The sequence below is a fragment of the Sandarakinorhabdus rubra genome, assembly GCF_010994245.1.
Taxonomy (GTDB): Bacteria; Pseudomonadota; Alphaproteobacteria; order Sphingomonadales; family Sphingomonadaceae; genus Sandarakinorhabdus; species Sandarakinorhabdus rubra.
The window spans coordinates 1-3,780 of the sequence record NZ_WMHO01000236.1 but is presented as its reverse complement, the minus strand read 5'-3'; the positions used below and the strand labels follow the sequence as shown (position 1 = coordinate 3,780).

At 65.9% G+C, this 3,780-nt stretch carries 4 protein-coding genes and 1 tRNA gene; all 5 read left to right on the top strand.

The window, feature by feature from the left end; translation table 11 throughout:
• Window positions 1–255: 255 nt before the first annotated feature.
• The 5 genes from GJV64_RS12425 to GJV64_RS12405 all read left to right on the top strand — a co-directional run bounded on the left by GJV64_RS12425 (window position 256) and on the right by GJV64_RS12405 (window position 3,633).
• Window positions 256–331 (top strand) — tRNA-Glu (locus GJV64_RS12425).
• A gap of 206 nt (window positions 332–537) precedes the next feature.
• A complete protein-coding gene (locus GJV64_RS12420) occupies window positions 538–1,209 on the top strand; it encodes a COG3904 family protein (RefSeq protein WP_164157565.1) in 672 nt (223 codons plus the stop codon).
• A 181-nt stretch (window positions 1,210–1,390) separates the two neighbouring features.
• A complete protein-coding gene (locus tag GJV64_RS12415) occupies window positions 1,391–1,984 on the top strand; it encodes a PEP-CTERM sorting domain-containing protein (protein ID WP_164157563.1) in 594 nt (197 codons plus the stop codon).
• Between the two features lie 3 nt (window positions 1,985–1,987).
• Window positions 1,988–2,635: a L,D-transpeptidase family protein gene (locus GJV64_RS12410; protein WP_235927736.1), complete on the top strand. Its 648-nt coding sequence runs from the start codon at window positions 1,988–1,990 to the stop codon at window positions 2,633–2,635.
• A gap of 23 nt (window positions 2,636–2,658) precedes the next feature.
• The gene (locus GJV64_RS12405) at window positions 2,659–3,633 is read left to right on the top strand and encodes a 1-phosphofructokinase family hexose kinase (protein ID WP_235927735.1); all 975 of its coding nucleotides are present in this window, start codon (window positions 2,659–2,661) and stop codon (window positions 3,631–3,633) included.
• Window positions 3,634–3,780: the final 147 nt, after the last annotated feature.

Here is a 3,780-nt window from a genome sequence, read left to right as displayed (position 1 = left end):
GACGGCGGCCGCATCAAGGCGATGGCCTGGCGGCAGGCCGACAGCGCGCTGGGGGCCCAGCTGCAGGCCACCGGCGGCCGGGCGCTGCACGTGGCCGGGCGGGTGCAGCGCGACGACTGGGCTGGCGGCGACGCGGTCGAACTGACGCTGGACGATGCCGCCTTCGCCGGTTGAGTGACGCTGGCGCTGCACTGGCACAGAAAATCGCAGTTGACGGCGTGGCCCAAGGCCAATAACAGGCGGCCTCCCGCTGATGGCCCCTTCGTCTAGCGGTCTAGGACGTCGCCCTTTCACGGCGAAAACACGGGTTCGAGTCCCGTAGGGGTCACCATCACGGCGAGCCTGTCTGGCCGCAGTCGTTAGGGATTGCATTTCCACCGTTGGCGCCCTGAGCCGGTACGCTGTTGCCCGCGGTGCGTCCACCTTTGTGTCTGGCCCGGTGACTGAAGCGCGGCGCCGCGCCCTGCCCTCCGAGCAGGCAATGTCCATGCCCCTAAACCGGTTCTTAACCCGGCGCTGGTAACGCATTGCGCTGGGATGAAGCGTGTAGCGTGTATCTTCATCGGCATCGTGGCCGCGTTCGGGTCGCTGGAAGCCTCGGCTTTGGCGGCCGCCATCCAGTTGGTGAAAAGCAACTCCGGAAAGAACTACGTCCATATCTCCGGACGGGTCGTCCCGCAGGACGAAAGGACCTTTGCGGACGTGGCGGCGGCCAGCGGCGCCGACGCGGTCATTCTCGACAGCCCGGGCGGGTCAGTGAACTCGGCACTGGAAATCGGCAGGCTGATCCGATCGCGGGGCATGAAGACCGTCATCACGCGCAACAACTATTGTGCATCGGCCTGCGCGCTGATCTGGGTGGCAGGTGCCCGCCGGATCCTCGCGCCTGGCGCGCGGGTGGGCTTTCACGCCACCTTCACGACGAAGAACAGCCAGCGATCTGAGTCGGGCGTGGGCAACGCGCTGATCGGCCGATATCTTACACTTCTCGATCTTCCCGAACGCGCGATCGTGTTTGCGACCACCGCCGGCCCGGACAATCTCAACTGGCTGGACGCTGACAACAACAGGGCTGCCGGGATCGATCTGGAAATCGTTGAGAGCGACGAGATCAAACAGGCTGCAGTTGCAGCAACATCGAGAGCGCCGGTTATGGCCGGAACATTGCTCAATATGGAATCAGAACAGCTGGCATTGCATAGCAAATAGTATCAGCACTTCTGTTTCTTGGTTTTTTAAAGATATTGTCGCTGTGTTCCAGTTGCCCGCAGTTGCGGGCCGCAGTTTAGCATTAATTAAAATGAAGACTATTTTTCTGCACACACGTTGACACGAATCTGTCATTCAGTTAAGTGACCAATTCGTTAATAGCGTGGTGTGTGTCAGGGTCGTGATCGCAAAGGCAAAATCCGTTCTTCGCGGCTTGCTGCTGGCGATGGCCCTGCTGGTGTTTCCCGTGGGCTATGTCTTCGTCCAGGCGTCCGATGGTGGCGCCGCTGTGAAGGCCCTGATCGATGATCCGATGTCGATCTTCGCCGCGCGGTCGCCAGGCGAACGTGGTCCGCAGCCGTTTGCCACCTCCAAGCCCGCCTATGCGATGCTTGATCCGCCAGGAAAGCCCGATCCGGTCCTTCCGATGCCGGATTCCGAAGCTTTTCTCGAACCGCCGGCTGCCGCCCCTGGGGCGCCATTCGACAACACACCCGCCCTTGACGATCCGTTCGGCCTTGGACCCGGCGGCCCGTTCGCACCGCCCGCTGCTCCCGACGGGATCGGGCCAGCAGGCTTCTTCCCGGACCCCGGCGTCCTCCCGTTTGACCCGGACGGGCCGATCGGCGGCCCGCCGCCGCCGCTTCCCACCGATCCGGTCGGAACGCCTGGGGGCGTGCCCGAGCCTGATACATGGCTCATGATGGTGATCGGGTTTCTGGCGACAGGTGCCATCCTCCGCCGTCAAAAACAGACGATTGGCAACAGGGCCTGACCCATGGAACTGACGGCCCGGCCCGGACAAAGGCGACAGACGCTGCGGACAGTCGTGGCCCTGGCTGGCCTCACAATGATCGGTCTGCTTGCCTTGAGCAGCTCTCGCGCGGAGGATCCCGTCGCCAATCCCGTTCCCCAGATGGCAACGGCGCAGGCAGCGGCCATGCCGCGCGTCGTCTATTCACGCTATCAATCAACGACCCTGAAGCTGGCCGACGGCCAGACAAAGTCCGTGCTCAGCCTGCTGAACATCCGCCACAAGATGAAATTCGGCGAGTATGTGTGGGATGACAACGGGATCGCAGCCGGAGACACCTGGATCATCGTCGACCTTGCCGGGCAGACCATGTCGGTGTTTCGGGCCGGCCACGAGATCGGGACGGCGCCGATCCTCTACGGAGCCGACAGCAAACCGACTCCCGTGGGCGTGTTTCCCGTTCTGGAAAAGGCGCGGGATCACCGTTCAAACCTCTATGATGCGGACATGCCCTTCATGCTGCGCCTGTCGTGGGACGGCGTCGCGATCCATGCGAGCAATGTGCGGGCGGGCGAAGCGACGCACGGCTGCATCGGCGTCCCTCCGGAATTTGCAAAGCGCCTCTTCAATCAGGTTCGCGTTGGCGATCTCGTCTCGGTGACCAAGGCCTAGACAAGTCCGGTTGGCGGCGCATCATGCGTCACGGCGCGGCCGATGCTATGGGTCAGGCCATGGCCCATGTCGTCACCCTCACCCTCAACCCCGCCATCGACGGCTCCGCGCGCGTTGATTGCGTGCGGCCCACGGTGAAGCTGCGCACCCATGGCCAGCGCTTCGATGCCGGCGGCGGCGGCATCAACGTGGCGCGCGTCATTGCCCGAATGGGCGGCGACGTAGAGGCGCTGTATCTGGCTGGCGGCATCACCGGGCCGATCCTGGAAGGCCTGGTGGCGCGCACCGGCATTGCGCACCGCGCCCTGGCCATTGCCGGGGACACCCGCATCGCCCAGGTGGTCCATGAAGAGGCGACCGGCGCCGAGTATCGCTTCACACCCGAGGGGCCGGAGGTCAGCGCCGCCGAGGCTGACCTGCTGCTCGCAACGCTGGCGCAGACATCATGCGACTGGCTGGTGCTGTCTGGCTCCCTGCCGCGCGGGCTGGAGCCCGACTTTCTGGCGCGCATCGTGGCGATGGTGCGGTCGCGTGGGCGTCGGGTGGTGCTCGACACCTCTGGCCCGGCGCTGGCAGCCACGCTCGCCGCCGGTGGCCTCACGCTCGTCAAGCCCAACCGCGAGGAACTGGAACAGCTGGCGGGCCGCGCCCTGCCCCGCATCGAGGATGTGCACGCCGCCGCCCATGCGCTGGTGGACAGTGGCGGCGCCGCGCTGGTGGCGGTGACACTGGGCGCCGATGGCGCCCTGCTCGCCGGCGTGGGTGTGGATATGCTGCTGCCCGCCCCTGCCGTGCCGCGCGCCAGCAGCGTCGGCGCCGGGGACAGTTTTCTCGCCGGCATGGTGTTCGCGCTGGCCAGTGGCATGCCGGAAGCGGATGCTCTGCGCCTCGGCATCGCTGCCGGTGCGGCCGCCGTGATGACGCCCGGCACCGATCTCGCCCATGCCGACGACATCCGCCGGTTAGCCGCAGCGCAGGGAGTGGTGCTGCCAGAATAAGCCCAGCGGCAATCGCCCGCACTGGCGCGCCCGCCCGGCCCGGTTCATGGGCGTGGCCATGCTCCCCACCCGCCCGCGCGCCGTTCCTGCCTCCCGCCTCGGCCGCCTGGCCGGCTTCGGCCGGCTGGCCGGCGGCATTGCCGGCAA

Excerpts from the sequence above, each read along its gene's own strand:
- GJV64_RS12420 (WP_164157565.1), top strand. The coding sequence starts at position 538 with ATGAAGCGTGTAGCGTGTATCTTCATCGGCATCGTGGCCGCGTTCGGG.
- GJV64_RS12410 (WP_235927736.1), top strand. The coding sequence starts at position 1,988 with ATGGAACTGACGGCCCGGCCCGGACAAAGGCGACAGACGCTGCGGACA.
- GJV64_RS12405 (WP_235927735.1), top strand. The coding sequence starts at position 2,659 with ATGCGTCACGGCGCGGCCGATGCTATGGGTCAGGCCATGGCCCATGTC.